The following is a 25,528-nucleotide window of genomic DNA, read 5'->3' on the forward strand; positions in this document are numbered from 1 at the left end:
TCCCGGCCGCACGGGCTGGGCACAATAATTCGTTTACCAGCTCCACAGACGCCCAGTGTTGAGCCGAAACAACGCCCCGCAGCTCTTCCTGTGCAGCGATCCCTCGGATGCGAACCTTGGCGGCCCTCCTACGATCAGAGCTTCGGAACGCCAAGCTCCGCGAAGAGCTGTCTGGTGGCCGGGTCCATGGAGTAGAGCACCGTGCCGCGGATGGATCGGGTCATCAGTACGCCGTAGGCATTACGAAGTCGCTCCGTCAAGATTTCGTCGGAGTCGATTCGGATGGCCTTGCTCTTCACCCAGTCACGGTCCAAGGCCCACGAGCCCTCGGCCCAGGTGAGGTCAGGGCCCATGATGACTCCGCCCCACTCGTATTCCAGGCCTTGGGCCGTGTGCACGCAGCCGACCTGACCGAAGCCGCCGTCGCCTGTAGCCCAGAACCGGCGCGATGGAACACCCGGCGTGTTATGCGTGTCCTCCGCGTTCCACGGGCGAGCCCACCCCGGTTCCGGGGCGACATCCGGGTAGGTACCGGACGTGTCGGTCCACTCCCAGCACATGCCAGCAGTCATCCGGGCGCTGTGCCCCGCATCAAGCTTGGACTGGAGGAACTCCTCCATCCGGGCCGCCCTGTCGGTGTAGTAGAGCTCGAAAAGCTCCGGATTCTCGTCGTCGTCCGCGTTCCACGGCACAGGTCGGCCCGCCAGGAGATGCCCCACCCATGTGTCGTAGGTGGAACTACCGACCGCTCGAAGAGACCTGTCAAGCCTGATGGGCACGACCTCTGCCTTGAGGTCTTGAATGGCCTCGATGAGATCCGCTTCAGACCAGGCATCCTCGGCGAAGAGTCGCTGGTCGCCGTCCACGAAGAAGACAGGGACTCTGGCCCGTGTCACGATCACCGAAACCGACGACTCGCCGGGCCGCATCGCGTACGAGCCCGACTGGGGGCGCTCGGTAAGCCGGTGCGCTTCGTCGCACACCAGCAAGTCGAGCCCGTTGGGCGCCACCTTGTTCGCGATCTGGTTCAAGGTCGTGAAGTGCTTCTGCTTTCCCTTGGCACCGCGCTTGAGGTTTTCGCGGGATGCGATGCCACCCGACACGAAGCGCGCTTCGTAACCCTTGTTGAGCGCTTCGCCGAGCGCTGTCAGGGCCAGGAGTGACTTCCCGGTGCCCGGCCGACCGCTGATGACGTACACCTTCTTCGCACCAGGCGACGGCTTGCGGACCGACTCCATGACCTGGTCGACAGCTTCAAGCTGCTTCTCCGTCAAGCTGAAGTTTGTGTGCCCGTTGACGATCGCCCCGATCTCGTCCGTAAGCAGAGAGCTAGCACGGCGACGCCCCAGGAGTGCCTGCGCTGCTGCGGCATTCTTGACGGGACTGAAGTGGCTGGTGAGGAACTTGCGGAGATCGTCTGGTTGCCGTGCCGTGAAGGTCGGAACTCCCGGCGCCGGCCGCACCATGCTGATCCACTGGCAGTCAGGATCCTTCAGGTTGTGTAAGTAGGCTGCGCCAGCGAGGTGTACGTACCGATCATCGAACATGCTGTGATGGCGCTTCAGCGCCTCCAGATTGTCCTTCACCTGCACTGCAGGGTGCTTTCTGTGCTCCCGGTAGAACGGTGCGTAGACGCGGCCAATGGCGCAGTCTACGCAGAGCTCTCCAGTGGTGGACTGCCTGCACTCAGCGCACAGCTTGGCCGTCCCCTTGGCCGGGTCGGGCCGCTCAATGGTGCCCCACTGCTTCAGCTCAATGGCGGCGAAGCTCAGTCCGCCATCAGGGTGCTCTCCGGCAAGAACCACGTCGATCGGGCTCATATCGGCGTGAACTCTGTACTCGACGAAGACATAGACCTGCCCGAGGTCAACGTCCCTGAGGGCGGTCGCAACCTCGTAGAGGCTCTCGCGCCACGTCTTCTTGTCGGCAGCGGAGGCCTTGGCATGGTTGGGATGCGCGGCTTCATAGATCTCAGCAATCTTGTTGCTGAGCCGCCGCCTGTTGCGCACCAGCTCCTCAGCCGGCCAGAACGCCTCTAAATCTGACCACGTGCCCCCGCCAGCCACTTCGCTCACGCTCCCGATCTACGCACTGGAGACACCAGCGGTCCTACAAAACGTCGCTTGGTGTCAAAGAGTTGGACGAGTATCCCAGCGGCCCAAAGTGGCGGGCAAGGGATCTTCGCCAGTCCGCCAGCTGCTATCTTCACCGTCCCGGCGGCCGGACATGCGACCGAGCAGAAGCTCACCGACTCGCTTCCGCGCCGCCGGCCCTCGAAACGCCTACCCCCCGGGGGTGGTTCGCCGACGTCCGCTCAGCATCGCCCCCCATTACTCGGGGACACCTCCTGGCCTGGACGCCAGGCGAGATGTGGCGTCGGGCCATGGATGCTGGAGCATGCGCCATGCCCCTGCTAACAGCCGGAGCCCAACGTCCCGCCCCGATGACGCCTGGTTCCCGCGAACGCCCCTCCTCGCGTGAGCAGCGCGTGAACGAATGAGCGTTGTCCCGCCTACTGACATTCTCGGCAGCAGCACAGCACCATGCACCGTGACGGACTGAGTGCAACCTTCAGGTCTACTTGCTTGGACCTCAACTACCACGCCGGCATCGCAGCGGCCCGCGCTGGCTACACCTCTGAGGAAGCAGGGCCCGAAGCAGCCGACCTCTCTAGGCGGGGCTTCACTCGGCACCTGGGTGACAGCGAGCACTTTCACACGCGGTGATTGGCAGGGGCCGGATCGGCCGTGCCACGTGCTTCGGGCGGCGGCGCAACCCAGCAGCGTGGCTGAGACCGGCGTGGGTGCAACGAGGCATACGCGCGCCTGGCCCGTCGGCTGACCGCCCGCCGTGGCTGACTGTCGTCGGCTGAGGCCCAGACAGACCGCGTCGAAGGCAACCGTCGTCGGCCGAACGCAGGTTCTGAACTGCCGCAACACATGAGAGACGCGGGCCCAGAGCGGTGTGCCGGTCTTCGGCTCGTCCGGGCTGCGGCGCTGGGGCGCCGGTCCCGGCCGGCCGAAGACCGCAGGGCTGCTGACTCGGAAGTGCATTACGCGGCCGGAGCCTCCGGAGGCGCGGACTGGCCCTGGTCGGCATGTTCCGCCATCTCCATCGCCAAGCCCATGACGAGCAGGCGCGCCAGCATCTCGCCGGCCTCAGGCTGGATGGGCCCGAGACACACCAAGCCATCGCCGAAAACCGTCACGTCAGCCCTCAGACCGAGGAAGTCCGTTCCGAGGCCGGCGCTGTGGAGTTGTGCGGCTAGCGCGTCAGCACCGCGCTTGGCTTCGGCCCAACCACGCACGTACGGCATTGCCGGCGAAAGGTTCTCGGCTCGTTTGGCGACTACACGACGCGGGTCGGTCACGTCCTCCACCTTCTCCTTGCTCTTGGTCAGTCCGTCTTGCGAGTGCACGAGTCATCTGCCTCTTCGGAACCACGGGCGCAAAGCAACGCCCGGCGCAGCAGCTCTGCCAGGCGCTCCGCCGTCTCCGGTGAGACTCGGCCGAGTTCGATGAGGCCGTGGCCGAAGGCGTTCAGGTCGGCACGGAGATAGGGGAAGTCACGTGCCATGCCGGCTGCGGTCAGTACGTCCCGCAGCGCGGTGGTGGCGTTGCGGGCCGCGTACCACTCGTCTGTCTCCAGCGGTGACCAGCGGGCGGCGTCCTCGGGATCTTCCTCACTGGGCACGGTCGCTCACCCGCTCAAGCTTCTCGGACCCGGCCTCTTCGGGGCTCGGGTACTGCTCGCCGTAGCGGTCTGCTCGTTCGATCAAGGCCGATGCGGCCGCGAACATCACCGCCAGCGATGCCGTGCGCAGCGGGGATGCCTCGGGTCGGCGAATGGGTGCGCGTAGCCACTGGTGGCGGTCATCGGCCATCGGCATCGGACCGGGTACGACGACGAAGGAGCCGGCGTCGAGGTAGCGGTACTCGGGCGGGGTCGCCGTTTCCAGGGACAGGAGGCGCGTGAAGCGGCCGCGCGACTTGGACGACAGAAGAAACCCGATCTGCTTTGCGCGACGGTCCATCATGACCGGACCGAGCGGCATTTCGCGACGTACCAACTGGTCGAAGGTCTCCATGCCCAAACGCTGGCTCATGACCACCACATCGAAGAGGCGCCCGGTCGCCAGCGCGTACGGACGCCTGGGGTCATCCGCCCAATGAGCCCGGCACATCACTGGATCGTCAGCGACAGCGGACAGCCACTGAATGCCTCGCCTCGTCATCCTCTGCACGTCATCCCACCTCGGTCGGCAACTGCGACGGCTCGTCTGCCGCGGTGCGACCAGACTCCTGCGTGAGGACCTGAGCTGGGCAGATGACGAGAGGTGACGGGGGATGACGGGCATTGCACGATCGCGTCATCCCCCATCAGGGTCTGAACCGCGGGGCAATCCACCGGAGTCGCCACGCGGCGCGTGTCAGATCCCTAAATTCCGGGGAAGGAACGGGCATCGCCCACGCCGTCCGGGGAGGCGATCACCACGGAATCGAAGCCGACATCGTTCGGTCCTCTCCTGCTGCGCGCTCGGAAGAGCCGCGGTTGGAGTCAGGCCCGGCTGGTCCATGAACTACGCCAAGTCGCCACTCGACATGGCCAGCCGCTTCCGGCCGACGCGAGCGTAAAGCGACGAATCGCCAGTTGGGAGAACGGCCACAGCGCTCCGGATGAGTTCTACGGCCCGGTGGTGTGCGAAACCCTGGGGATGTCCTCCGCTGAACTGGGGCTGGGCCACCTCACCGGCCAGGACTCCGCCCTCCTGGACGCCGGCTACCCCGCCAGCCCCGACGCTGCCATTGCGAACGTGGACCGCCTCTGGCGGGCAGACCTGAATGGCTATGACCCCCTGCTTCAGGCCCAGGCATCCGAGCCCGCGTGGAGCGAAGCGTCGTTACGGTGGCTTGTTGCTCCGGAGGCAGCATTCCCCAAGGCGATGGGTGATCGAGGGCCGCGTGTAGGCCTCGCCGACGTCGCGGTAATCAAGTCGACCTGCGACATGTTCGCCCAGCTAGACGACCGGTTCGGCGGAGACCATGCTCGACAGTCCGTGATCCAGTACCTCAGCCGGGACGTAGCGCCTCTGCTCTCCGGCCGGTACACCGAGTCGGTTGGGCGCGCCCTGTTTTCGACCGTCGCCGAAGCCACCCTGCTGGCTGGTTGGATGTCGTACGACGCTTGTCAGCACGGGCTGGCACAGCGGTACTTTCTCCAGGCACTTAGGCTCGCCCAAGACGGCAACGATCGGCGCCTGGCCGGCAGCATCCTGTCCGCGATGAGCCACCAGGCCACGTTTCTGGGCCAGTTCACCCACGGCGCCACCCTCGCTCGCGCGGCCCTGATGGGTATCTCGGCTGTCGCCACTCCGACCCTGCGTGCGCAGTTCCACGCGATGGAGGCTCGGGCGCTGGCGCGCACCGGTGACCGGCACGCGTGCGAAAGTGCACTCGCCGCAGCCGCCAAGGCGCTGGAGAGTTGCAATACGGATGACGAGCCCGAGTGGATCACCTACTTCGACGCTGCCGAACTGGCGGCGGAGGCCGCCCACTGTTTCCGCGACGTGCGCAGCGCTCGCCAAGCCGTCTCCCACGCGGAAAACGCCATGAGCGGCAGCCACGTCCGCAGCGACTTCTTCGCCACCATGGTCCTGGCCGACGCCCACCTCCACGCCGGCGATGCCGAGGAAGCTTGCAACGTCGCCCTGGACGCCCTTGATCTCGGGGAACAGCTCCGGTCCGCCCGATGCGTCGCCTACCTTGCCGAGTTCCGCCAACACCTCGCGGTGTCAGGGCCTACCGCCGCCGTCCGCGAGTTCCACGAGCAGGCCGCGGAACACCGTTTGTGGACCGCAAGCGGACAAGCTCTGACGACTTCGTAGCCGCGAGGTTAGAAGGGGCTCCAGTCCCGGCGGCTGCCCCCGGTACGGAGCGCATGCATCCGGCGGCTGAACTCGGCGGCAGACTTCTCACTGCTGCCGACCTGCTGGCCCATCCACAGCACCATCATCAGCTCACGGACATCGGCAAGCACCGAGTAGCCGGGCCAGTTCATGATGTCGAATCCGTAGTGATGGACGAAGCCCTCGTAATCACTCCGGTCATGCCAGCCGAAACGGTCGTAGTAGATCGCCGTGAGGATCAGATCCCACTCCCGCGGTGCCAGGCAGAAGCCGTCCAGGTCGATCATGATGGCCTGGCCGCTGCGGTCCCGCAGCACGTTGCCGATGTTGGCATCACCGTGGATTAGGCCGTACGGCAGCACGAAGTCCAGCCGGTCGTAGTCCTTGCTCAGTCGCCGAGCCCGCTGCTCCAGGAATGCCGCGTCGTCCGCCGAGACGCCATCGAGTGCCTCGAACGAGGACCACACCTTGGCGAACGGATCGAAGTACGGCAGACGCAACGACTCCGGCTCCTCAAGCCAGTGCAGCCGCCGCAGCAGGTCTGCCAGCTCGGTCACCGTCGCGTACTCCTCGCGGTCCTGGGCGCTCTCCCAGAACGTGATGACTCTGCCGCCGGCCGACAGCGGCTGAGGCACGCCGGGCAGCACTCTCGTTGCCGGGTAGTCCTGCGACTCAAGCCAGCAGGCTACCTGGACGGCCCGCTCCATCTCCGTCGCTGCATTTGGATCACGCGCGATGCGGACGATCACCGGAGCGGAAGGCAGCCGGTAGACGGCGTTCGATCCGAGTCGCAGCAGCTCTGCCCCGGACGCGTCGATCCGGGCCTCTTCGCACGCCTCGCGGAGTACGGCTTCCACGCCCTCTGCCGTGAAATCCCGCGGTGCGTCTGGACTCGTGCCGGGGTCCGAGATCATGCGATCGACCGTACCGGGCCGTGCCAGATTGGTGCCAGAGGGCAGGATCGGACCAGGTACAGGCCACCCGCCTTAATCCTGCGGCGGGCCTTGTCGGCTCCGGTCACCATCTCGCGTCTCTAGGCACCGCCGTATCTCCTGCCATGCAGTAATGACCTCGGCAGTCTTCGCCAAGACATCGCGTACCTGCGACAGCAGCAGACTCAACGTTCCCGAGAGCGCCAGAACCAACAGGGCAATGCTGTCCCAGTTCATCGAGGCCCGACCTTCCGAACGTCCGACCCACCGGGCGGGCTTGATCGGCGAGGCAGCACCCTGTCGAGCCACTCTTGATCAGCTTTGAGCTCCTCAAGCCTTTCTCGCACGTCATCGCCGTATACAGCGTCTCCCCACCTGAAGCGGATCTGCATGATCCCTGGTACTTGGGGGTCCTTGTGCTCTAGGTAGTACGTGCACTGGTAGCCCCGTCTCGCTGTCCCCTGCAAGCTGCAATCGCAGAATCGACGCTCGACCTTCAGTGGGAGGCCCCATACGTCATCCACGAGGGACTTGAGGAAACCGTCATGCGCTAGAGGTACGTCCCGGTGCGTGTCCAGCTCGAAGATCCACTCGTCCCCAGTGATCCACGATCGAGTCGAATAGGCGGTACTGGCGTGCTGGAAGATCGCGATGCGTCGAAGAAGTCCAGAGCCGAGCCATGCCAGATCTCGGCCTCTTCGAACCAGTGACGCAAACTCACGCTCATCCTCAATCTCGTAAGACGATGGGCCGGGTTCCTCCCACAGGGGAACAAAGCCGCCCTCTTCCAGGTCACGTCGCCGCTCTGTGAGAAGGTGACGCCAGCGAGTCCCTGGAGTCCCCCTGAGGACCAAGCTGCTCCCGGTGTTGACCAGCTTGAGGTGAAGATCAAGATTTCGTACGCCGGCTACGCGCAGCCGCATCACACCATCAACTTGGGCACCTGGCTCAGCAGACGGCAGGAGATGCGCCAAGGCATAGTCGCTCGTCGGAAGCTTCTTGCCCGGGCGAGATCCGCTATGGCTGTCGAGGACAACCACTGAGCGATGAGGGGCCAGATGAACACCAGCAATTCCCACTGGATGCGCCCACCACTCGCCCCCGCGCCCCAGCTTCTCCATCACTGCTGCTTCGAGGACTGCCTGTGCGCCCTGAGCGTCCGGCAGCAGCGGCAGGTGACGATGATTCCGAAGCGCCTCTGAGGCGTACTGGACGGGCTCGCCCGAATAGCGGCTGCGAGTACGAGCAAGGCGGGTGAGACGACCACGAGCGGTCACAGTTGGATCCGTCCTCGAGCGTTGCTGCCCCACACACTCGAAAACTGATCGGTGCACCCAAATATGGGCGCGCAAGAACAGACTCGACAGGTACAGGTGGAGCGCTGGCTTCTTCGTCCCTCGGATGGCATCGCAGAAGGGGCAGCGCGATACCGGAACAGGCCGCCTATCCGGCCTATCCGGCGATAGTGCCGCATGGGCCCGCACCACGCAACTCTGCTGTCCAGAAGCAAAGTTCATTCGATAGGCACCGAGGGCGATCGGGCCCGCTCATCTACTCCCGCAGCCGAAAGGCCGCAGGGAGGGTCCGGCCCCCGGGCCTTCCGCTCCACAACTATCGGACAGCAATTCGTGACGACTGCCACTACCACCGAAGCAGCCGCGGTTATGCCAGATCCGTGCCAGATGGCAGGGGCACGAGCGGACAACGGCGGAGTTTGGCGGGCGGCCGGCTTGGTGATCCCGCAGGCTGGGACCTGCCCAGGTCAGCCCCGTGATGACCAGAGCACCCTCCTAAAGCGGGTGTCGCAGGTTCGAATCCTGCCGGGGGCACAGAAGAAGGGGCCGGTCCAGGAGGGTTTCCTCCCGGGTCGGCCCTTAGTCGTTTCAGGGCTCTGCCCTATGCGTGCCGCTACGTCCGCTACGTCGACGTGAAGTCGGCTGCCGCCGACTGGCCCCCACCGCATGGGCGTCTAACGGGTGAATCAGGCCATTCGGTGCGTGGCGGTCGGTGTCGCAGCGGGAAAGGCATCTGCACACCGGACATGCGATGGGCAGGGAGCGTCCCGATGCCGAAGTTTCTGATCCAGGCCACCTATACGTCCGAGGGCACCAAGGGGCTGCTCAAGGAAGGCGCGAGTGGGCGCCGCGCTGCCGTCGACCAGGTCGTCACGGCCCTCGGCGGGAAGGTCGAGTCCGTGTACTTCGCCTTCGGAGAGGACGACATCGTGCTCATCATCGACCTCCCCGACCCGGTCTCCATGGCAGCCATCAGCCTCACCGTCAAGGCCAGCGGGGCCCTGCACACCCGGGCCACTCCCCTCCTCACCGTCGAGGAGATCGACGAGGCCGCCCGTCGGCAAGTCCCCTTCCGCGCCCCCAGCGTGTAGGGCGAGGGCGGGGGTTCGTTCAGCCTCACGGGCCGCGTCGGAGCCGCACGCGGTGCGCATGGGGCTTATGCGCCGAAGACGACCGTGTCGTCGGACGGGATGTCCACCGACCGCAGGTAGTGCGTGAGGGCGCGGTGGCGGGCATTCAGGCGTGCTCCGCTGGTTGTCCGCGCCTGACATCGACGACGTCGGACAGTGGCGTACAGGAGCGCCACTGTCGGGACGGCATAGCGAAGGGGGAAGTCACACAAGGCTTCCGCGAGAGGTGCCCGCCCTTGGCCGAAGGCTTGACCGAAGGGTTGGCGGACGGGTTGGCCGAAGGCGGCGATCGGGACGGGCGGGGCGATCAGGGAGGGCAGGGGAGCAACGCCCGCCGGCTACGCGGGATCGCCGGTCGGGGGCGACCCGGTACCCCCGCTTCCTACGCCCCCCCCCGGCTGATTCCGGGGTCGAGGCTGTGTGGGGGCCAAGAGGTCGGCGGCTCCGGCCACTTCTGCGAGTACGCGGGCCAGGTCCGTCAAGGTCTGCCGTGCGAGCCGCAGTTGTTGGCGTAGCTCGGCTTCGTGCTCCCAGCCCTGTTCGTGCTGCTGAGGAGCGACGCCGGGCAGTCTCGCCGCTTCGTGCTCCGCGAGGGCGGGGTGCCAGCGGGTCAGGAGGGGGCGGACGACGGCGTTGAGGACGGTGACGGCGAGCGATCCGAAGGTGATCTCGCCCTGCCTGCTCCGGGGTGCGACATCGGGACCGTAGCGACGCAGGATGTCACGGGTGGTGTGGAAGAGCGTGTACTGCGACGACAGTGCCTCTCTCAAAACACCTTCGGACGGGCCGAGTTCGATCACGCTGACACGGGTGATCAATTCGACGTAGAGCTCCCAGGCGGCCTTGCGCTCCGCGTCGTCCGGCCGCCAGGTACCGCTGACCTCTCCGACGAACGGTACGGAGAACTTGACGGCGACCTCCGCCGGCCGCCCCATGCGCTTCCGCCTCGGCACGCCATCCCCCTACGTCGTGTCGCACCCACCGACCGGACCGCCACGATACTGGACCCCGTCTCCGCTCGGGCACACTACGTCCGGGCACGGCAACGGGACGGGACGGGAAAGGACTGGCATGGATCGGCAGCAACGCGAGGCGGAGTGGGATGTCTTCGTCAGCTACAGCCGGTCCGACGCGGACCTCGTGATCCCTCTGGCCCGTGCCCTGCGCCACCGGGGGCTGCGCGTCTTCGTGGACGACACCGCGGTCGAGGACTTCGCCGGCATCACGGCCACCATTTCCCATGCCCTCGCCCGTTCGAAAGCACTGCTCGCGCTGTATTCGGAAGAGTACCCGCGGCGGCGCGCCTGCCAGTGGGAACTGACCTACGCGTTCCAGGCCGGGCAACGCGAGGGGGACCCCCGCCGGCGCATCCTGATCATCAACCCGGAACGCACCGCCGACCATGTCCATCCCCTGGAACTGCGCGACGCCAGACACTGGCCCGGCATCCGCGGAGAAGGAGACGCCGACCTTCTGGCGGCCCGGGTCTCTTCGTACCTCGAGGAGCTGACGGGGCCGTTGGGAAGTGCGCCCGGTCCGGCGCAGCCGACGTGGCTGCCGGCCCCCATGCCGTCCGGCTCGCGGTGGTTCACCGGGCGCCTGGCCGAGCAATGGCACCTGCACACGGCTCTGCACCGCCATCGTGCGCCGCTCGTCTCGCAGGCCGGCCAGGGGCGTGCCGCGGTCGTGCGGGGCATGCCCGGTATCGGCAAGTCGCTGCTGGCGCAGGAGTACGCCCTGCAATTCGCCTCGTCCTTCCCCGGCGGGGTCTACTGGTTCGACCTGCACACAAGCGGTCCCGACGCAGCTGCTCACACGCTGGACGCCTACTTCCGCCAAGTGCGCACCGTGGCGTCAGCCCTCGGCATCCATACCGGCACCGAGTCATTGCCGGCTCTGCTCAGTCACCTGGCCCTCGCACTGGGCGAACGCAACATGCCTTTCCTGTGGGTGCTCGACGGAATTCCTGACGGGCTCCCTCACGAGCAACTTGCCCTCCTGTACGGACCGCACATGCTCGCGGCCACCCTTCTGACCACCCGATCCCGCCACTACGGCAGATCCGCCGAACCGCTCGACCTGGGCCCGCTGCCCGCTCCGGATGCCTACGACCTCCTCGCCTCACGCCGTCGGCCCACGAGCCAGGAGGAGCAAGAGGTCGCCATGGACATGCTCGACGACCTGGGCGGGCACCCCGTCGCCCTGGACCTGGTCGCCGAGCGGATGGCTCATGAGAACGCGGCGCGCTTGCGGCGCCTGCTGCACAGCAACAGCACCGATGCCCTGCTGCGCTGGGAACGTGCGACCTCCTCAGGACGCTCGGCTACCCGGCCCCCGCTGCCGTCCGCTCTGCTGCCGCGCAGCATCAAGACGCGCACCCCGGCCAATGACGTGCTGCGCATGCTGGCCGTGGCGCATCCCACCGCGCTGGGCGAAGGCCCCATGGAGCAGACCCTGTCCCGCGTCGACGGCCTCCGCTCCGCCGAAGCAGTGCACCGTGTCGCCGAGGGGACGGACAACCTGATCGGCGAGGGCACCGTCCGGCCGCCCAGCCCCGGCGACCACACATGGAGCATCCACCCTCTCGTCGCGCGAGCCGTGCGGCGTCACGACGAGGACATCACGCGCCAGGAAGACCTGCGTCAGGCTTTGCTCAGTGTCCTCGTGGAATCGTGGACGGCTCCTATGCTGGAAGCTCGAAGCGCTCCGACTACATCGCAGGAGTCTCCCGTGCGTTCCCAGCCGCCGTCCTCTTCCCACGACGTGGAGCGGGTAGTCGCGTTCGACCTTCAGGTCGAGTTGGCGTTGCGCGTCGGAGTACAGCCGCTGGCCGACGGCCAGGGCTCTCTCCGAGAGGCCCTTACCTCCCTCCACTCCGTTTTCACCACCGCACGGGACGGCCTCCACCGCCTCGGCCCGCAAGCCTCTGCCTCCCGCCTGCCGCAGCTGGTCGCCGGCCTCGTCAATGACCTGCTGCGCCCCTTCCTCAGCACATGGCACCCGGCACTGGAAGTCCATGAAGCCACCCGGCCCGTCGCCATGAGCAGCATCGAGCACGAACGCAGCTGGGAACGAGCCGCAGAGATGCGCGGCGCCCTGGCCGCCCTGCGCCGGCCCCTCACCGACATCACGATCAGCCTGGGCGAACTCTCGGGAGCCGATCTGCTCACCGCGGTCGCCGAATGAAAGAAGCTCCCAAGGAGCGATGGGCGGCCACTCACCGCTGAGCAGCCGGCCGTTCTGGCCAGGCACCGGTGGCAGCGCAACTTCTACGCCTGATCTGCGACGACCACCACCAGTGGCCGTGCGCGCCCGCTCGTACCGAGGCCTCCCCCGCTGCGCACGGCCCCCGTTGATGGTGCATGTCCTCTGGCATGTCCTCCTGCTTGCGGTGCCCTACGGCATGGCGCCGCCGGTGGTGGGAGCTGCCGTGGTGGGAGCTGCCGTGGTGGGAGCTGCCGTGGTGGGAGCCGCCGTAGTGGGAGCCGCCGTAGTGGGAGCCGCCGTAGTGGGAGCCGCCGTAGTGGGAGCCGCCGTAGTGGGAGCCGCCGTAGTGGGAGCCGCCGTAGTGGGAGCCGCCGTAGTGGGAGCCGCCGTAGTGGGAGCCGCCGTAGTGGGAGCCGCCGTAGTGGGAGCCGCCGTAGTGGGAGCCGCCGTAGTGGGAGCCGCCGTAGTGGGAGCCGCCGTAGTGGGAGCCGCCGTAGTGGCACCGGCGACCGTGCCGCCAATCGTGAGACCGGCCACCGTGCCACCGCCCTGCGTGGTCTGGCCGCCGACCGTCGTGCTGGCGCCGGTCGTCGTGGTGGTGGCGCCCGTAGTGGTGGCGCCGGTCGACACGCTGGCGCCCGTCGTCGTGGTGGTGGCACCCGTGGTCGTGGCGCCCGTGGTGACGCCTCCTGTGCCGCCGCCACCGCCGCCGCCACCGCCGCCACCGCCGCCACCGACGAAGACGCAGAGCCTCGGGTTCTGGACGACCCTGCCGTTCCGTACGTTCACCACGAGGAGCTTGCCGGTATTGGGATCTCTGAGGAACTTGCAGAGCAGGCTCGGCGCCGCGCTCGACGATGTCGAGGCGGTCTTCGCTGTCTGAGGTGCCGCCTGCACGCTCATCACGCCACCCGTGCCGACGAGCGCCACCGTCAGGATGGACGCGCCGATCACGCTGGGTAGGTGTTTCCGGATGACCTTCACCATGATGCCTCCTTGGGGCGGACGGCCTACGTGGGTATCTCCCTCAGCGTGGAAGGCCGACCATGGCCCTGGTGTTGATCCGGCGTGACCCTGCCGTGACACCGCTCAGGACGGCGTGGGGGGAACCGGCCCTTCGAGCCGTAGGGGGCGGGCGATGAGGACGGCGACGTCGTCGTGGTCGTCCGGGTCCCGGAGGGCGTCGAGGAGGCGGTCGCAGGTGTCCTCCAAGGAGCGGTCGGGGGTACCGAGGAGGCGGAGGAGGAGGTCCAGGCGGGCGTCGATGGGCTGGTGACGGGTCTCGACCAGACCATCGGTATAGAGCACCAGCAGGTCGCCGGGGTGCAGGGGAAAGGTGGTGGCCTCGAAGGGGACGCCACCGACGCCGAGGGGTACACCGGTGGGCAGGTCGAGGAGTTCAGGGGGCTCGCCGGTGCGGATCAGCACCGGGGGCAGGTGTCCGGCGATGGCGATGTCGCAGACCGCGCGGTGCGGGTCGTACACGGCGTATGCGCAGGTGGCGTAGTACTCCAGCCCGACGGTGATCTTGTCGATGTGGCGCAGTACGTCGCTCGGCGGGATATCGAGGTCGGCCAGGGTGGAGGTGGCGGTGCGCAGGCGCCCCATGGTGGTGGCGGCGTTGATGCCGCTGCCCATCACATCGCCCACGACGAGGGCGGTCTTGTCCGCGACCAGGGGGACGACGTCGAACCAGTCGCCGCCGACCTCGCTGGTGGTCCCGGCGGGCTGGTAGCGGGTGGCGATCTCCAGTCCCGTCCGGTGTGGTGGGCGGTCCGGGAGCAGGCTGCGCTGGAGGGTCACCGCCGTATTGCGCAGGCTCTGGTACAGGCGGGCATTGTCGATGCACACCGCGGCGCGGTCGGCCAGTTCGGCGGCGAGGGTCAGGTCGTCCTCGTCGAAGGGCAGCGGATTGCGCGCGCGGGAGAGACACAGCGCGCCCAGTACCTCGCCGCGGGCGATCAGCGGCGTGGTGAGGTAGCTGTGGATGCCGGCGCGGGCCAGCAGGGCGGCGGCCTCGGGGTCGCGTGCCATACGCGTCAGGTCCCGCTCGCCGACGTGGGAAACCAGGATGGGACGGCCCGTGCGCACACATTGGGTGACCAGCCGGTCGGGCCCGTAGCTGGCCAGCCGGCCGGGCGGATCGGCGGCGCGGACCGCCTCGGTCGGGTGGGCGGCGCGTACCGCGAGGGCGCGGAAGAGCGCATGGTGGTCGCCGGGTGTCGTGGGGCGGCCGTCGTCCAGGACGGCATCCAGGACGTCCACCGCCGCCACGTCGGCGAGCTCGGGCACGGTGACGTCGGCCAGTTCGCCGGCGGTCCGTTCCACCTCCAGTGTGGTGCCGATACGGGCGGTGCCGTCGGCGATCATGGCCAGATGCCGGCGGGCGCGGGCCGTCTCGGTGGCCTCGCGGTGCCGGTCGGTGACATCCACTATCAGGCCGGCCACCCCGAGGATCCGCCCGCCGGGATCCTCGAGCCGGTAGCAGGAGACGGACCAGGCGTGCTCGTTGCCGGGATCGGCGGGGGTGCGTCCCATGGTGTACGCATCGACCAGGGGGCTGCCGGTCGCCAGCACCTGCCGCAGCGCGGTCTCGACCGCGTCGACGTCCATCAAGGGCAGCACCTCGCGGACCGACCGGCCGAAATGGTCCTCGGCGGGCACACCGTTCATCCGCTCCAGCGCGGGGTTGACGGCCAGGTAGCGCAGGTCGGTGTCGAAGACGGCCAGGCCGATGGGGGACTGCGAGACCAACCGCGTGGACAGGGCCACATCCCGTTCCACCTGCCGCAGGACCGCCTCGTCGGTGGCGATCCCCAGCGCGTAGAGGTCGCCCCGGACGTCCAGCAGCCGCATATTGCGGAACTCCACGAGCCGGGTGCTGCCGTCCTTGTGCCGGATGGGGAAGGCACCGGCCCAGCTGCTGCCCGTGCCCATCACCTCGGCGAAGAGTCTGATCACCAGGTCCAGATGCTGTTCATGGACCAGCAGCCGGCCCGCGTACTGGCCCAGGGCCTCCTTCGCGGTGTAGCCGAACAGCTCCTCGGCCTGCGGGCTCCACAGGACGATGTGCCCGTCGGAATCCAGCACCACCGCCGCGACACCGAGCAGATCCAGCAGCCCACTGCGCTGCGGCTCTCCCTCGTCGGGCTGATCGCCCACGGATCCGAAGGGGCCGGCTGTCCTCATCCCGGGCACTCCCTCCGCCTGTGAGCGCGGCCTGGGCCAGGCTGCGGCCTGTGTCCCCTGCACCTCGCAGTGCCTCCATGGTGCCCCGGACCCGGGCGACCCCGCAGAGCGTGCGGGCGGGCCGGGACGCCACGGCACGGCAACGGCGCGGCACGGCGCGCGGCCACGGATCGGGGGGCCGGAGCGAGGGTCCGGAGCGAGGCGAGTTATCCACAGGGTCGACGGCGACCCCCGCGGAACTCGTAGGCTTCTGGAATGGCTCTGGCGGACGTGGAAATGGTCGTGGACATGGATGTGGAAGGCGCATCGGACGCAAGCGAGGCGGTGCAGGTACTGCGCCGGGTGTTCGGGTACGAGTCGTTCCGCGGCAGTCAGCAGGAGATCATTGAGCACGTCATAGGGGGCGGGGACGCGGTCGTCCTGATGCCGACCGGTGGCGGCAAGTCGCTGTGCTATCAGATTCCCTCGCTGGTCAGAGGCGGTGTGGGGGTGGTCATCTCCCCCCTGATCGCGTTGATGCAGGACCAGGTCGATGCCCTGCGGGCGCTCGGGGTGCGGGCCGGATTCCTCAATTCGACCCAGGATCTGGAGGAGCGGCGGCTCGTCGAGGCCGAGTTCCTGGCCGGGGAGCTGGATCTGCTGTATCTGGCGCCCGAGCGGCTGCGGGTCGAGCAGACGCTGAGCCTGCTGGACCGGGGGAAGGTCTCGCTCTTCGCGATCGACGAGGCGCACTGTGTCGCGCAGTGGGGCCATGACTTCCGGCCGGATTACCTGGCGCTGTCGATGCTGCACGAGCGCTGGCCCGAGGTGCCGCGGATCGCGCTGACCGCCACCGCGACCGAGGCGACCCACACCGAGATCACCTCCCGGCTGCGGATGGCCGACGCCCGGCATTTCGTGGCGAGCTTCGACCGGCCGAACATCCAGTACCGGATCGCGGCGAAGAGCGAACCGAAGAAGCAGCTGCTGGAGCTGCTGCGCAGCGAGCATGCGGGGGACGCGGGGATCATCTACTGCCTGTCGCGGGCCTCGGTCGAGAAGACCGCACAGTTCCTGGTGGAGAACGGCATTGCGGCGGTGCCGTATCACGCGGGCCTCGACGCGCGGACGCGTGCCGAGAACCAGGCCCGCTTCCTGCGTGAGGACGGGCTGACCGTGGTCGCCACGATCGCGTTCGGCATGGGCATCGACAAGCCGGATGTGCGGTTCGTGGCGCATCTGGATCTGCCGAAGTCGGTGGAGGGCTACTACCAGGAGACGGGGCGCGCGGGGCGTGACGGGCAGCCGTCGACGGCCTGGCTGGCCTACGGGCTGCAGGACGTGGTGCAGCAGCGGAAGATGATCGACGGGTCGGAGGGGGACGAGGCGCACCGGAGGCGGCTGTCGGCCCATCTCGACGCGATGCTGGCGCTGTGCGAGACCGTGCAGTGTCGGCGGGTCCGGCTGCTGGCCTACTTCGGGCAGGAGAGCAGCGCATGCGGCAACTGCGATACGTGCCTGGCCCCGCCGGAGACCTGGGACGGCACGGTGGCCGCGCAGAAGCTGCTGTCCACGGTCGTCCGGCTGAAGCGTGAGCGCGGGCAGAAGTTCGGCGCGGGCCAGATCATCGACATCCTGACGGGGAAGAAGACCGCCAAGGTCATTCAGTTCGATCACGACGGGCTGAGCGTCTTCGGAGTGGGGGACGACCTCCGGGACACCGAATGGCGGGGCGTCGTACGGCAGTTGCTGGCTCAGGGGCTGCTCGCCGTCGAGGGTGATTACGGCACGCTGGTGCTCACGGAGGCGAGCGCCGAGGTGCTGGGCGGCCGGCGCGAGGTGCCGATGCGGCGGGAGCCGGAGAAGGCGGCGCGGGCGGCCAAGGCGAAGACGAAGAGCAAGCGGGCGGCACCGGTGGACCTGCCGGAGGAGGCCCTGCCGGTCTTCGAGGAACTGCGCGGCTGGCGGGGGCGTACGGCCAAGGAGCAGGGCGTGCCCGCGTATGTGATCTTCCACGATGCGACGCTGCGGGAGATCGCCACGATCCGGCCGACGACCACGGCCGAGCTCGGCGCGATCAGCGGGGTCGGCGAGAACAAGCTCGCGAAGTACGGACCGCAGATCTTGGATGTGCTGGCGGGACGGGAGACTCCCGGCGGAGAGGGCGCCGGCAGCGAGGGCGCCGGCGCGTCAGCGGCGGGCGGGGCTCCGGCGGCGGGCGGGGCTCCGGCGGCGGGCGGGGCTCCGGCGGCCGCAGGGGCACCGGCGTCTGCCGGGGCGAAGGCAACGGCCGGGTCGGCAACGACGGCCGGGGCTGCCGGGGCTGCCGGGGCTGCCGGGGCTGCCGGGGCGAGCAGAACGCCGGGGGGTGCTCCCCTGGGGCCGGAGCCTGACGACGAGGAGGCGTTTCCGGAGCCGCCGGACGACATCGACTGGTAACCGGCGGGCAGTGACCGGCAACTCCGGCCGGTCAGGCAGCACGCACGGGATGCGGCATCAGGAGGCACGGGTGGCGGCATCAGGCAGGCGGAGGATCGTGCGGGCGCCTCCGTCGGGAGCGTTGGTGAAGCGGAGGTCGATGCCCAGGACGGCGGACTGGCCGACGGCGACGGTCAGGCCCAGGCCATGGCCCTTCCCGCGGCCCGGGGCGTCGGTGCGGAAACGCTGCGGACCGTGATCCAGCAGGCCGGCGGAGTAACCGGGCCCGTGGTCGCGTACCTCGATGGTCGCCGGGCCGCCGGGCGGGGCGTCGACGGTGACGATGACCGGGGGTCGACCGTGCCGGTGTGCGTTGAGGACGAGGTTGGTGACGATGCGGTCGAGCCGGCGGCGGTCGGTCTCGACCACCCTGTCGGCGGCGATCCGCACGACGGTGTCGAGGCCGGTGGCGCGTACGGAGCCTTCGACGAGTGCCCCGAGGGCATAGGCGTCGAGGTCGGCGCGCTCGCTGCCGGAGTCCAGCCGGGAGATCTCCAGCAGGTCCTCGGTGAGGCGATGCAGCGCCCGCAGCCGGTCGTTGATCATCTCCTTCGGGCGTCCCTCCGGCAGCAGCTCGGCCGAGGCGAGGATGCCGGTGAGCGGCGTACGGAGCTCATGTGCGACATCGGCGGTGAAGCGCTGTTCCGCCTGGAGCCGGCTCTGCAGGGAGCCGGCCACCGAGTCCAGCGCCGCGGCCACCGCCGCCACCTCGTCCTGCCCGGCCGAGCCGCCGCCCGGCGCCTGATCTGCGCCGTTGCCCACCCGGGCGTCCAGGTCACCGGCGGTGATACGGCGCGCGACCGCCGCCGTGGTGGCCAGCCGCCGGCTGATGCGCTGGGCCAGGAACAGTCCGGCGAGGGCGACGACCGCGGCGGCGAGCACGGCAGAGCCGAGGATGGCGGTGTCGAGTATCTCGAGGGAGCGGCGCGTGTTGCCGTAGGGCGACCAGGCGGCCATGACACGGCCGTCGGCCGGCGCTGCCGCCCACATGACGAGGCGGCCCCGATACGTCCCCACCATGGTGCCGTGCCGGCCGGAGCGCGCCAGCCGGCGTAGCTCGGCAGGCAGTTGAGGCGGGTCGAGGAGGGAGTTGAGGCCTTCGCGCGAGGTGCCGTACTCGAAGAGGTCCAGGGCGGTGCCGAGGTTGGCGCTGGTCTCCTTGCGGACCTGGCCGACGGTCTGACGGGCCACCGCATTGTGGACGAGGGCCCCGAGAACGGCGGCGACCGCGCAGCTCACCGCCATCACGGTCAGCGCGATCTTCCAGCGGAGGGAGACCGCCGGGCGTTTCACGGTCTGCCGCCGCCGGCCTGCGGGGTCTGGGAGGTGCGGGCGTCATCGAGAGTGAGGTTCCACAGGCTCATCGAATCGCCGTCCCAGAGATAGTCGGTGACGCTGACGTAGCGGGGATCCTTGGTGGGCTCGCGGATGGCGAGATGCCCGGCCGCCAGCTCGACGCCGGCCAGCACACCGCGCAGCACGAGCACCCGGGTCACCACCGCGTCCCGGACGCTGTACACCCGCAGCTCGCTGGTGCGCGGGGTGAGGTTGACGGCCATGAGCAGGTCCGGTTTGCCGTCGCCGGTGAGGTCGTGCAGCTCGGGACGGCGTACCGCCTTCGGGGCGGGCGGTTTCCCGCCCTGCGCGGCGATGTCCGCGTTGAGGACGGCGAGCGGCTTCGCGTCCGCCATGGTGCCGCTGGGGATCCGCGGGACATGCGGTACGGGGACCAGGGCCGCCGGGTTCTCGTCACGGCTGGGCGGGGCCGGCGAATAGTCCGGCCACAGCACCAGCGGCGCATCCACATCCCGGGCTCGCCCCTCGCTCTGCAGCCCCTCCACGCCCACGCATCCCGTCGCGAGGAGGACGAGCGAGGCGAGTGAGGTGAGGGCGGCGAGGACGGAGCGGGGAGAGCGGGCGGTGAGCGCCGTGCCGGGCCACAGCCGTCGCATATCGTCACCACCGCCTTCACGCCTTCGCACCCTCACGACTTCGCACCCTCACGACTACGCACCCTCACGACTACGTATCCTCACGCCCTGGCCCCCGCTGGTGCCCGCGCACCCTGGCGCCTTGCCGCTGTCCTGCTGCTCTGCCCGCCCTGCCGGCTACCCGCCCGCCGGATGAGACCGCCCCATGGAGCAATCACTCGACGCGGTCAATCGCACAGGAATCGCCAGGTATAAGGACGTAACCTGACACCAAGCTATCCAAGACGACGGCAGACGGAATCTTTGGATCGGCCATTCCGGCGGCTTGAGAAGCCGCTTTGAGGAGTCGTTTCCCTTGGGGCTTGTGGGGGGGGACAGCTCCCGCCGGTCATCGGACCCGGCATTGCCAGACAGTCCACCGGCGGCCTGCTGCCCACAGCGCTGCACACCGCCCGACCGGGATGCCCAGACGCGCACGGTCCGCATGCGCCGCGCACCGCACCATCGCAATCTGGACGCATGACCTACTCGGTGTGCGACGAAGGGTGACCCATGAAGTTCGCAGTTGTCGGTGGTACCGGCCTGATCGGGTCGCAGGTCGTGAAGAAGCTGAACGCGGCCGGGCACGAGGCCGTGCCGCACTCGCAGTCCACAGGTGTGGACGTGATCACAGGGCAGGGCCTGGTGGAGGCGACGGCCGGCGCCGACGTGGTCGTCAACCTGACGAACTCCCCCACCTTCGACGACGCCTCACCGGCGTTCTTCCAGACCTCGATGGACAACCTCCTGGCCGCCGCCCAGAAGAGCGGGGTGGGCCACTTCGTCATCCTCTCGATCGTCGGCGCGGACCGGATGACCGACCTCGACTACTACCGGGCCAAGGTCCTGCAGGAAGACGTTCTCAAGGCCGGGCCGGTCCCCTACTCGATCGTCCGCGCCACCCAGTTCATGGAGTTCGTGAACGCGATCCTGTCCTGGACAACCGAGGGCGACACCGTCCGCCTGCCCACCACCCCGATCCAGCCGATCGCCGCCCAGGACGTCTCCGACGCGGTCGTCGAAGTCGCCGCCGGCAGTCCTTTGAACGGCTCCTTCAACGTCGGCGGGCCCGATGTCTTTGCCCTCGACGAGCTCGGCCGGATCACCCTGAACGCCCGTCCCGACGGCCGCACGGTCGTCACCGACGACACCGCAGGCATGTTGGCCGTCGTCGAGGGCGACGCGCTCACCACCAAGGGCGAGGCCCGCCTCGCCCCCACCCACTACACCGACTGGCTCTCGTGACCCGGCCGGCCCTTCGAGGGAGGTCCCGCCATGTCGAACGATGAGCCGGCGGCAGGCAGCGCCGGGAGCCCACCGCGCTCGGAAGCATGGAAGACGGCGCTCACCGTGTTGCAGTCGGCGAAGCCGCCATCCGTGCCGGAGGGGGTGGAGGCGATGACGGTCATCGTCGAGTTCCCGCCCGGCGATCCCGGCACCCCTCCCCACCGGCACTCGGGCCCCGCGTTCGGCTACGTGCTGGAGGGCGAGATGCTCTTCGAGCTGGAAGGCGAACCCGAACGGGTGATCAAGGCCGGCGAGACGTTCTGGGAGCCGGGTGGCGACGTCATCCACTACCAGGACGGGAACAACCGGACGGATTCCAGGAGCCGTTTCCTGGTCACCATGCTGTGTGCGCCGGGTCAGCCGATGCTCACCCTGGTCGACGAGGAAGAGCTGGCGCGGCGTCAACACCTGCGAGCTCCCCGTCCAGACGTGTGATCCGCCGCTGATGCCGGGCGGCCGCCGCCGCCGGACCGCCGCATGGCCCGCAAGGGCATCACGGCCGCGCAGCGGCTCGGCCGCCACCGCCCCCGCCGCCTCACCAAAAGAAACGACGCCTTGAGGGCATTTGCCCCATCGGGCGGGCGTTCCTTCACACGACCGCTCCCAGAGATCTCGGCGACTGTTACACAACGTACGGATTACCGTTAAGGACGCTCCGTAGCGTGCTCCTTAGTCACCACACCCCTACGGCGGCACGAGCCGCCCACGACGAGGAGTACCCATGCGGGCCCAGTACCGCTCGATGATCCGTACCGCCACCGTCGCGACCGGTGCGCTGGCCGTCCTGCTGCTTCCCGCGGGCGCCGCCTTCGCTGCCGACTCCACCGCGCCCACGGAGAGCCGGACATCGATCATGCTGCCCGACAACGGACTGGCCGGACTCGCCGAGAGGGCCGGTCATCTGCCCAAGGCCGGGGTGATAGGCGGTGCGGGTGCGCTGGGCGTGGCCGGCGCCGTCATCGCCGTGCACCGCCGGCGCCACGGCGGCGGGGGACGCCAGGAGGCCTAAAGCCGCCCCAGGGCCCTGCCCGGCTACTCCTCCTCCCCCACCAACCGCTGCACCTCCTCGTAGCCCAGCACCTCGCCGCCCGCCCCGGCCGCATCCGTGGGCCGTTGGCCGCCCGTACGGATCGCGTCGGCCGCCGTGAGGGTGGCCTGCAGCGCCGTACGGAACAGCAGCGAACCGGTGCTGATGCGGCGTACGCCGAGGTCCGCCAGGCGGCTGACGGTGTGCCGTCCGGGGACGAAGAGAATGTTCAGCGGCGCGGGGATCCCGGCGACCAGAGCCGACACCTCCTCGTCGGTGACGACACCCGGTACGAAGATGCCGTCCGCGCCCGCCGCCAGATAGCTCTCGGCGCGCGCGAGCGTCACCGACAGCGGCGGCGGACTGTCCGTCAGCCAGTGGGTATCGATACGGGCGTTGAGGAACAGGCCCGGCGCCCGCTCCTTCACCGCGCCGAGCAATTCGGCCTGGCGTACCGGATCCTGCAGCCCCCCGCCGCCGGGCAGCCCGTCCTCCAGGTTCAGTCCGGCCGCCCCGGCCTCCGCCAACTCGGCGGCCAGGTCCCCCACTTGCCCGGCGTCGCCGCCGAACCCGCCCTCCACGTCGACCGTGTACGGGCAGGACAGCCGGCCATTGAGCCGCAGCGCCAGGGCCAGCGTCGCGTCCCGGGCCTCGGCGAGCCCGCGTCCGTCCGGATAGCCATGGGCCGCGGCGACGCCCAGGCTCGTGGTGCCGACCGCCGCATATCCGGCCCCGGCGAGCGCGACGGCCGAGATGACGTCCCAGGCGTTGGGCAGCAGCAGCGGCTGGTCGGCATGGTGCAGCGCATGGAAGTGGAAGGTGGCGTACTCCGGGGAGGTACTCATATGGGCACCGTAGGCCGGAGTCCCTTCGGTAGGCGCCGAAGACTCGCGGCGGACAATGGAGTCATGACCACTCCGGCGTACAGCTCCGAGCTCGCACGGCTGGCCGCACTGCTCGCGGACCGCACCCGGGCGTCCTTCTGCCTGGCCCTGCTCGACGGCCGGGCCTGGACGGCCGGCGAGCTGGCCGCGTATGCGCAGGTCGCGCCCTCGACGGCGAGCGAGCATCTGACCCGGCTCACCGAGGGCGGGCTGCTGGTGGAGCGCCACCAGGGCCGTCACCGTTACGTGCAGCTCGCCGGTCCGCGCGTCGCCGAGCTGCTGGAATCCCTGATCGCACAGCTCGACCTGCCGGCCGAGCGGCCCCGCGGGCTGCGTGCCGTCAGCGCTTCCGCCGCGCTCGCCCGGGGCCGCACCTGTTACGACCACCTGGCGGGCCGGCTCGGCGTGACGATCACCGACGCCATGACCGGGCGGGGGCTGCTCGACCAGGACGGCGGGTTCGCGCTCACCGACGCCGGGCGGCAGTGGCTCACCGACGGCCTGGGGATCGAACCGGCCGCGCTGCGCACGGGGCGACGGCCCCAGGCCCGCGGCTGCCTGGACTGGACCGAGCGCCGGACCCATCTCGCGGGCACGGCCGGCGCCCGGCTCTGCGACCGGCTGCTGGAGGGGCACTGGGTCCGCCGGATCGGCAGCGGCCGGGCCGTGCGCCTCACCCCGGACGGCGCGACGGCGCTGCAGGACCTGCTGGGGATCGACGGGGTGTCGGCCGATCTGCTGTGAGGGGGCGGTCCGGACAACTCGCGCCCTGGCTGCCCGCACCTCGAACGTCGACCCCGCCCGGGCTGCCCGCCACCCGGACCCGACCCCACCCGAGCTACCCGGGCCCAGGCCCCGCCCGAGCCCTCCCCGAGCCCCGAAATCCCGATGCTCCACCCTCCCCTCCGCCCGTACCGTACGAGCATGATCGAGACGCCGCGCCCGGACGAGACCGCGCCCGCCACCCGCACTCTCTGGCGCCCCACCGGCCCCGAGGAGCTGGCCCTGGTCGAGGCCTCCGGCTGGCGCGCCTGGCCGCCGCGCCTGCCCGACCAGCCGATCTTCTATCCCGTGCTCAACGAGGACTACGCGATACGGATCGCCCGCGACTGGAATGTGCCGGCCTCCGGCGTCGGCCATGTCACCCGATTCGAGGTCGAGGCGGACTTCGCCGAGCGCTATCCGGTGCGGCAGGCGGGCGGCGAGACGATCCTCGAACTGTGGGTTCCCGCGGAGGAGTTGGAGGAGTTCAACCGGCATATCGTCGGGCGCATCGAGCTCGTCCGCAGCTTCCACCCGCCGCAAGGATCATGACGGCGTCCCGACGCCGCACCACCGCCGCTCCCGTTCTGCTGACCTCGGCGCAGCGCACCAGCACCGCCGGGCTGCTGAACGGGGCGGCCGCCCGCCGCGGCCTCGAAACGGTGACCTTGACCGGCCCGGACACCCTGCGCGCGCTGGCCGGGCGGGCGGTGCACTGGTACGGCGGGCCGCGCACCGCCGACCGCATCGCCGGACCGCTGCGGCTGGGTCTACTGGACCCGCCGGACGACTGGCTCGCCCGGCTGCCACGTCACCTCACCCTCCGCAGCGTCGAGTTGATGACCCACGGGGAAGCGTCACGGCGTACCGGACCGTTCTTCGTGAAACCGCCGAGCGACAAGTCCTTCGCGCCGAGCGTGGTCGCCTGCGGGGCGCAGCTGCCGCCGGCCGCCCCGCAGACTCCGGTGCTCGTCTCGGAGGTCGTCTCCTTCGTCGCCGAGTACCGGCTGTTCCTCCTGGACGGCGCCCTGGTCACGGCCACCCGCTACGCCGTCCACGGCCGCCTGGACCCCGCCCCGCTCGACGACGACCCGTACGCCCCGGACGTCCGCGCCTTCGCCGCCCGGCTATCGGCGCTCGCCCCGCTGCCGAGTGCGGCGGCGGTCGATGTGGGGCGGCTGGACGGCGGCGGATGGGCCGTGGTGGAGGCCAATATGCCGTACTTTGCGCACTGTTACGCCGCGGATCCGGCGGCCGTGCTGGAGGTGGTACTGCGCGCGGCAGGTCCGTACGCGCGCGTCCAGGACAGCGACCGTCGTTTCCTGCGCGCCCGTGGGGTGCCGGGATGCGCTGGGGAACCAGGGGGCTCAGAGGGCCCAGGGGACTCAGAGGACTCGGGGGTCTCAGAGGACTCGGGGGTCTCAGAGGACTCGGGGGTCTCAGAAGCCTCAGCGGACTCAGGGCCCCCTCTACGGCCCTGAAG

General features: G+C 69.2%; 22 protein-coding genes. 12 read left to right on the top strand and 10 right to left on the bottom strand.

The window, feature by feature from the left end; translation table 11 throughout:
- Nucleotides 1-134: 134 nt before the first annotated feature.
- From ABR737_RS19765 to ABR737_RS19780, 4 genes are all read right to left on the bottom strand, one after another.
- Entirely contained in the window at nt 135-2,075 is a 1,941-nt protein-coding gene (locus ABR737_RS19765) for a DNA/RNA helicase domain-containing protein (protein ID WP_350251488.1), read from the bottom strand.
- A gap of 977 nt (nt 2,076-3,052) precedes the next feature.
- Nucleotides 3,053-3,418, bottom strand: a complete 366-nt coding sequence (locus ABR737_RS19770) for a hypothetical protein (RefSeq protein WP_350251489.1) — start codon at nt 3,416-3,418, stop codon at nt 3,053-3,055.
- Nucleotides 3,397-3,693 carry a hypothetical protein gene (locus ABR737_RS19775; protein WP_350251490.1) on the bottom strand — a complete coding sequence of 99 codons (297 nt, stop codon included), beginning with the start codon at nt 3,691-3,693 and terminating at the stop codon, nt 3,397-3,399. Before ABR737_RS19775 ends, ABR737_RS19770 begins: the two co-directional genes overlap by 22 nt.
- Complete coding sequence (locus ABR737_RS19780; protein ID WP_350251491.1) at nt 3,683-4,357, bottom strand: bifunctional DNA primase/polymerase; 675 nt, start codon at nt 4,355-4,357, stop codon at nt 3,683-3,685. The genes ABR737_RS19775 and ABR737_RS19780 overlap by 11 nt, the downstream gene beginning before the upstream one ends.
- Nucleotides 4,358-4,528: 171 nt before the next feature.
- Here ABR737_RS19780 and ABR737_RS19785 point away from each other — a divergent pair, with 171 nt between their 5' ends.
- A complete protein-coding gene (locus tag ABR737_RS19785; RefSeq protein ID WP_502964490.1) occupies nt 4,529-5,884 on the top strand; it encodes an NsdA family TPR-like regulatory protein in 1,356 nt (451 codons plus the stop codon).
- A gap of 8 nt (nt 5,885-5,892) precedes the next feature.
- Here the strand turns inward: ABR737_RS19785 and ABR737_RS19790 are convergent, their stop codons facing one another.
- A complete protein-coding gene (locus ABR737_RS19790; RefSeq protein ID WP_350251492.1) occupies nt 5,893-6,819 on the bottom strand; it encodes a phosphotransferase family protein in 927 nt (308 codons plus the stop codon).
- 1,076 nt (nt 6,820-7,895) lie between these two features.
- On the opposite strand from ABR737_RS19790, the gene ABR737_RS19795 reads away from it, so the two are divergent.
- A complete protein-coding gene (locus ABR737_RS19795; protein WP_350251493.1) occupies nt 7,896-8,039 on the top strand; it encodes a hypothetical protein in 144 nt (47 codons plus the stop codon).
- A gap of 863 nt (nt 8,040-8,902) precedes the next feature.
- A complete protein-coding gene (locus tag ABR737_RS19800) occupies nt 8,903-9,223 on the top strand; it encodes a GYD domain-containing protein (protein ID WP_328386250.1) in 321 nt (106 codons plus the stop codon).
- Between the two features lie 377 nt (nt 9,224-9,600).
- Here ABR737_RS19800 and ABR737_RS19805 read toward each other — a convergent pair whose 3' ends face one another.
- Complete coding sequence (locus ABR737_RS19805; protein ID WP_350251494.1) at nt 9,601-10,197, bottom strand: hypothetical protein; 597 nt, start codon at nt 10,195-10,197, stop codon at nt 9,601-9,603.
- A 136-nt stretch (nt 10,198-10,333) separates the two neighbouring features.
- Between ABR737_RS19805 and ABR737_RS19810 the strand changes: the two genes are divergently transcribed.
- Complete coding sequence (locus tag ABR737_RS19810) at nt 10,334-12,448, top strand: TIR domain-containing protein (protein ID WP_350251495.1); 2,115 nt, start codon at nt 10,334-10,336, stop codon at nt 12,446-12,448.
- Between the two features lie 169 nt (nt 12,449-12,617).
- Complete coding sequence (locus ABR737_RS19815; RefSeq protein WP_350251496.1) at nt 12,618-13,352, top strand: hypothetical protein; 735 nt, start codon at nt 12,618-12,620, stop codon at nt 13,350-13,352.
- Nucleotides 13,353-13,558: 206 nt separating this feature from the next.
- Here the strand turns inward: ABR737_RS19815 and ABR737_RS19820 are convergent, their stop codons facing one another.
- Nucleotides 13,559-15,658 carry a SpoIIE family protein phosphatase gene (locus ABR737_RS19820; protein ID WP_350251497.1) on the bottom strand — a complete coding sequence of 700 codons (2,100 nt, stop codon included), beginning with the start codon at nt 15,656-15,658 and terminating at the stop codon, nt 13,559-13,561.
- Nucleotides 15,659-15,913: 255 nt separating this feature from the next.
- Here ABR737_RS19820 and recQ point away from each other — a divergent pair, with 255 nt between their 5' ends.
- On the top strand, nt 15,914-18,076 hold the full coding sequence (recQ, locus tag ABR737_RS19825; protein ID WP_350251498.1) for a DNA helicase RecQ: 2,163 nt from the start codon (nt 15,914-15,916) through the stop codon (nt 18,074-18,076).
- 57 nt (nt 18,077-18,133) lie between these two features.
- On the opposite strand, the gene ABR737_RS19830 is transcribed toward recQ, so the two are convergent.
- Together ABR737_RS19830 and ABR737_RS19835 are read right to left on the bottom strand one after the other, a co-directional pair.
- Nucleotides 18,134-19,408: a sensor histidine kinase gene (locus ABR737_RS19830; protein WP_350251499.1), complete on the bottom strand. Its 1,275-nt coding sequence runs from the start codon at nt 19,406-19,408 to the stop codon at nt 18,134-18,136.
- Nucleotides 19,405-20,067, bottom strand: coding sequence for a hypothetical protein (locus ABR737_RS19835; protein WP_350251500.1), 663 nt, complete (start codon nt 20,065-20,067; stop codon nt 19,405-19,407). Before ABR737_RS19835 ends, ABR737_RS19830 begins: the two co-directional genes overlap by 4 nt.
- Nucleotides 20,068-20,598: 531 nt before the next feature.
- Between ABR737_RS19835 and ABR737_RS19840 the strand changes: the two genes are divergently transcribed.
- From ABR737_RS19840 to ABR737_RS19850, 3 genes are all read left to right on the top strand, one after another.
- Complete coding sequence (locus tag ABR737_RS19840) at nt 20,599-21,330, top strand: SDR family oxidoreductase (protein WP_350251501.1); 732 nt, start codon at nt 20,599-20,601, stop codon at nt 21,328-21,330.
- Between the two features lie 30 nt (nt 21,331-21,360).
- Nucleotides 21,361-21,807 carry a cupin domain-containing protein gene (locus ABR737_RS19845; protein ID WP_350251502.1) on the top strand — a complete coding sequence of 149 codons (447 nt, stop codon included), beginning with the start codon at nt 21,361-21,363 and terminating at the stop codon, nt 21,805-21,807.
- 286 nt (nt 21,808-22,093) lie between these two features.
- Nucleotides 22,094-22,381, top strand: coding sequence for a hypothetical protein (locus ABR737_RS19850; protein WP_350251503.1), 288 nt, complete (start codon nt 22,094-22,096; stop codon nt 22,379-22,381).
- Between the two features lie 23 nt (nt 22,382-22,404).
- Here the strand turns inward: ABR737_RS19850 and ABR737_RS19855 are convergent, their stop codons facing one another.
- The gene (locus tag ABR737_RS19855; protein ID WP_350251504.1) at nt 22,405-23,244 is read right to left on the bottom strand and encodes an isocitrate lyase/PEP mutase family protein; all 840 of its coding nucleotides are present in this window, start codon (nt 23,242-23,244) and stop codon (nt 22,405-22,407) included.
- Nucleotides 23,245-23,307: 63 nt separating this feature from the next.
- Here ABR737_RS19855 and ABR737_RS19860 point away from each other — a divergent pair, with 63 nt between their 5' ends.
- The 3 genes from ABR737_RS19860 (at nt 23,308) to ABR737_RS19870 (ending at nt 25,526) form a co-directional block, all read left to right on the top strand.
- Complete coding sequence (locus tag ABR737_RS19860) at nt 23,308-24,027, top strand: ArsR/SmtB family transcription factor (protein WP_350251505.1); 720 nt, start codon at nt 23,308-23,310, stop codon at nt 24,025-24,027.
- Nucleotides 24,028-24,207: 180 nt separating this feature from the next.
- A complete protein-coding gene (locus tag ABR737_RS19865; RefSeq protein ID WP_350251506.1) occupies nt 24,208-24,597 on the top strand; it encodes an ADP-ribosylation/crystallin J1 in 390 nt (129 codons plus the stop codon).
- Nucleotides 24,594-25,526 carry an ATP-grasp domain-containing protein gene (locus tag ABR737_RS19870; RefSeq protein WP_350251507.1) on the top strand — a complete coding sequence of 311 codons (933 nt, stop codon included), beginning with the start codon at nt 24,594-24,596 and terminating at the stop codon, nt 25,524-25,526. Before ABR737_RS19865 ends, ABR737_RS19870 begins: the two co-directional genes overlap by 4 nt.
- The last annotated feature ends 2 nt before the right edge of the window (nt 25,527-25,528 follow it).

It is taken from the genome of Streptomyces sp. Edi2, from assembly GCF_040253635.1.
In the GTDB taxonomy this organism is placed as follows: Bacteria; Actinomycetota; Actinomycetes; order Streptomycetales; family Streptomycetaceae; genus Streptomyces.

What these genes read in the sequence shown, in the direction of transcription:
- ABR737_RS19780 (WP_350251491.1), bottom strand. Translation starts at nt 4,357, where the DNA reads ATGCCCGTCATCCCCCGTCACCTCTCGTCATCTGCCCAGCTCAGGTCC.
- ABR737_RS19790 (WP_350251492.1), bottom strand. Translation starts at nt 6,819, where the DNA reads ATGATCTCGGACCCCGGCACGAGTCCAGACGCACCGCGGGATTTCACG.
- ABR737_RS19795 (WP_350251493.1), top strand. Translation starts at nt 7,896, where the DNA reads ATGAACACCAGCAATTCCCACTGGATGCGCCCACCACTCGCCCCCGCG.
- ABR737_RS19800 (WP_328386250.1), top strand. Translation starts at nt 8,903, where the DNA reads ATGCCGAAGTTTCTGATCCAGGCCACCTATACGTCCGAGGGCACCAAG.
- ABR737_RS19805 (WP_350251494.1), bottom strand. Translation starts at nt 10,197, where the DNA reads ATGGGGCGGCCGGCGGAGGTCGCCGTCAAGTTCTCCGTACCGTTCGTC.
- ABR737_RS19810 (WP_350251495.1), top strand. Translation starts at nt 10,334, where the DNA reads ATGGATCGGCAGCAACGCGAGGCGGAGTGGGATGTCTTCGTCAGCTAC.
- ABR737_RS19815 (WP_350251496.1), top strand. Translation starts at nt 12,618, where the DNA reads ATGGTGCATGTCCTCTGGCATGTCCTCCTGCTTGCGGTGCCCTACGGC.
- ABR737_RS19820 (WP_350251497.1), bottom strand. Translation starts at nt 15,658, where the DNA reads ATGAGGACAGCCGGCCCCTTCGGATCCGTGGGCGATCAGCCCGACGAG.
- recQ (WP_350251498.1), top strand. Translation starts at nt 15,914, where the DNA reads ATGGCTCTGGCGGACGTGGAAATGGTCGTGGACATGGATGTGGAAGGC.
- ABR737_RS19835 (WP_350251500.1), bottom strand. Translation starts at nt 20,067, where the DNA reads ATGCGACGGCTGTGGCCCGGCACGGCGCTCACCGCCCGCTCTCCCCGC.
- ABR737_RS19840 (WP_350251501.1), top strand. Translation starts at nt 20,599, where the DNA reads ATGAAGTTCGCAGTTGTCGGTGGTACCGGCCTGATCGGGTCGCAGGTC.
- ABR737_RS19845 (WP_350251502.1), top strand. Translation starts at nt 21,361, where the DNA reads ATGTCGAACGATGAGCCGGCGGCAGGCAGCGCCGGGAGCCCACCGCGC.
- ABR737_RS19850 (WP_350251503.1), top strand. Translation starts at nt 22,094, where the DNA reads ATGCGGGCCCAGTACCGCTCGATGATCCGTACCGCCACCGTCGCGACC.
- ABR737_RS19855 (WP_350251504.1), bottom strand. Translation starts at nt 23,244, where the DNA reads ATGAGTACCTCCCCGGAGTACGCCACCTTCCACTTCCATGCGCTGCAC.
- ABR737_RS19860 (WP_350251505.1), top strand. Translation starts at nt 23,308, where the DNA reads ATGACCACTCCGGCGTACAGCTCCGAGCTCGCACGGCTGGCCGCACTG.
- ABR737_RS19865 (WP_350251506.1), top strand. Translation starts at nt 24,208, where the DNA reads ATGATCGAGACGCCGCGCCCGGACGAGACCGCGCCCGCCACCCGCACT.
- ABR737_RS19870 (WP_350251507.1), top strand. Translation starts at nt 24,594, where the DNA reads ATGACGGCGTCCCGACGCCGCACCACCGCCGCTCCCGTTCTGCTGACC.